2 protein-coding genes are annotated in these 1,727 nt (G+C 62.3%); both read left to right on the top strand.

Annotation, left to right across the window (positions count from 1 at the left end; translation table 11 throughout):
• On the top strand, positions 1-578 hold a 578-nt coding region (locus AHiyo1_RS16045; protein WP_172465614.1), incomplete at its 5' end, for a gamma-glutamyltransferase.
• Between the two features lie 62 nt (positions 579-640).
• The gene (gene ligD, locus AHiyo1_RS16040) at positions 641-1,663 is read left to right on the top strand and encodes a non-homologous end-joining DNA ligase (protein WP_059389221.1); all 1,023 of its coding nucleotides are present in this window, start codon (positions 641-643) and stop codon (positions 1,661-1,663) included.
• Positions 1,664-1,727: the final 64 nt, after the last annotated feature.

Below are 1,727 nucleotides of genomic sequence, written 5' to 3'. Positions count from 1 at the left end.
CCAACATGACGGTCGCGGACAAGTGGGGGAACGTGGTCGAATACACGCTCACCATCGAGCAGACCGGCGGATCAGGCATCGTGGTACCGGGACGCGGGTTCCTGCTCAACAACGAGATGACCGATTTCTCGGCCGTCTACAGCGCGAGCGACCCCAACCGAATCGATCCCGGCAAGCGCCCACGCTCGTCGATGTCCCCGACCATCATCCTCAAGGATGGCAAGCCGTTCCTCGCTCTCGGCTCGCCCGGCGGATCGACGATCATCACAACCGTGCTGCAAACCATCTTGAACAGGGTGGACCTGGGCATGAGCATTTCCGACGCGATCGCCGCACCGCGTGCCTCCCAACGGAACACGGCAAAGGTCACGGCCGAACCGGAGTTCATCACGGCGTACGGTAGCCAACTCACACCATATGGCCACCAGTTCACGCCATCCGGCGACGCATTCACCTCGGCGGCGGAGATCGGTGCCGCAACCGCGATCGAGTTCAGGCCCGGCGGGCTCATGATCGCTGCCGCCGAGCCGGTCAGACGAGGCGGCGGCTCGGCGATGGTGCTGAAACCATCGCCGTGAGACGAATGCGGAATCCATTCAGGCTGCTGACACCGGGGGTGGGGCCGGGGTAGCTTGTCCCCATGGCTACCGAAGCAACCACCCTCACCGTTGACGGGCCGAACGGTCCTCGCGACATACGGATCTCCAGTCCTAGCCGGGTCCTTTGGCCCGAGATCGGCCTGACCAAGCTGGATCTGGCGCGCTATATCGTTGAGGTCGGGGAAGCATTCATCTCCGCAAACGGCGGCCGGCCGGTCTCGCTGCAGCGCTTTTCGGACAACATCGACGGCGATCAGTTCTTCTCCAAGAATCCGCCGAAAGGAACACCGGAGTTTATCCGGTCCGTGAAGGTTGTTTATCCGAGTGCGCGCTCGCATCCCCAATTGGTGCTCGATGAGCCGGCAGCTGCAGTGTGGGCCGTCCAAATGAACACAGTGGTCTTTCACCCTTGGCCCTCGCGGGTCGAAAACACGGACAACCCTGACCAGCTGCGGATCGACCTGGACCCGCAGCCTGGAACGGATTTCGACGACGCGATTCCCGCAGCCCTTGCGCTGAAAGACGTACTTGCGGAGGCCGGATTGACCACTTTCATCAAGACCTCCGGAAACCGTGGGCTCCACGTCTATGCCCCGATCGAGCCTTCGCATGAGTTCTTGGACGTACGGCATGCCGTGATTGCAGCCGCCCGGGAGCTCGAGCGCCGAATGCCGGACAAGGTGACCACGGCCTGGTGGAAGGAAGAACGTGGTGAAAGGGTGTTCGTCGATTTCAACCAAGCCAATCGTGACCGGACCATAGCAGGCGCGTACAGTCCGAGGGCGCTCGCCCACGCTCCGGTCTCTTGTCCAATCACGTGGGACGAACTTGAATCGGCGGACCCGAAAGGCTTCACCATCCTCACGGTGCCTGGCAGGTTGAAATCGGTGGGGGACCCTTGGGGTGACATGAACTCCAAAGCCGGCAAAATCGACGTCCTGCTTCAATGGTGGGAACGCGATCTCGGTGCAGGGCTTGGGGAAATGCCGTTCCCGCCTGACTACCCGAAGATGCCGGGCGAACCGCCGCGTGTGCAGCCGAGCCGAGCGCGCAAGCACGACTGACAGACAGCCCGGGAAGGTGGCCCCGGCAGGCAATGAGTGGAAGAATGAGGCTGGACCAAAACGG

The organism is Arthrobacter sp. Hiyo1, from assembly GCF_001263615.2.
Taxonomy (GTDB): domain Bacteria; phylum Actinomycetota; class Actinomycetes; order Actinomycetales; family Micrococcaceae; genus Arthrobacter.
Note: the sequence above shows the minus strand (reverse complement) of the source record. Positions and strands in the feature narration are given on the sequence as shown.